General features: G+C 68.4%; 1 protein-coding gene. It reads right to left on the bottom strand.

Features of this window, described 5'->3' with window-relative positions:
- Positions 1–644: hypothetical protein (locus tag DEJ04_RS18125; protein WP_111048014.1), on the bottom strand; the 644-nt coding region annotated here is incomplete at its 3' end.
- Positions 645–662: the final 18 nt, after the last annotated feature.

Consider the following 662-nt stretch of genomic DNA (forward strand, 5'->3'; position numbering starts at 1 on the left):
AGGCCGCGCTTGACGGCGTCGGTGCCGAAGGTCTTGTTCAGCAGGCCGGCGGCGTCTTCGGAGATGTGGACGGTGGTGCCGGTGAGGATGGCGTTGTCGCCCTCGAGCTGGAGGGGCTTGAGGGAGCCGCCGTGCAGCTCGAACAGGAACGCGTTGGCCGCGGCGACCTTGCCGTTGACGAGGACGTCGCCGTAGAGCTTGGACGAGCCCGGGTTCACGACGAAGTTCTCCAGCGTGACGGTGGTGTCGCCGGCCTTCAGGGTCAGACCCGAGTCGTCGTGGTTCAGCAGGCCCTGCACGTACGGGCGGTAGTTGCCATCGGGCGACCAGTAGGTGACCGACCCGGCGGTGATCGGGAACGACACCGACCCGTCAGCCAGGGTCGCATCGCCGGAGACGCCGGGGGTGAGCTTCAGGGCGGTGAGGGCGTCGGTGAAGCCGGAGTCGAGCTTCACGGCGGTGGAGCCACCGAGGACCTCGGGGACCGAGGCGACGGGTGCGGGGATCTTCGACTCGGACGACGAGGACACCGTGTGCACGTTCGGGGTCGCGGCCTGGGCGGAGGAGATCCCGAACGCGGCACCGCCGAGGACGAGGGCGCCGGTCGTGGCGAGGGTGATGGAGGTCTTGAGGCTCTTACGCATCGTGATCAGTCCTTTGCT

The sequence above is a fragment of the Curtobacterium sp. MCLR17_044 genome (assembly GCF_003234435.1).
Lineage (GTDB): Bacteria > Actinomycetota > Actinomycetes > Actinomycetales > Microbacteriaceae > Curtobacterium > Curtobacterium flaccumfaciens.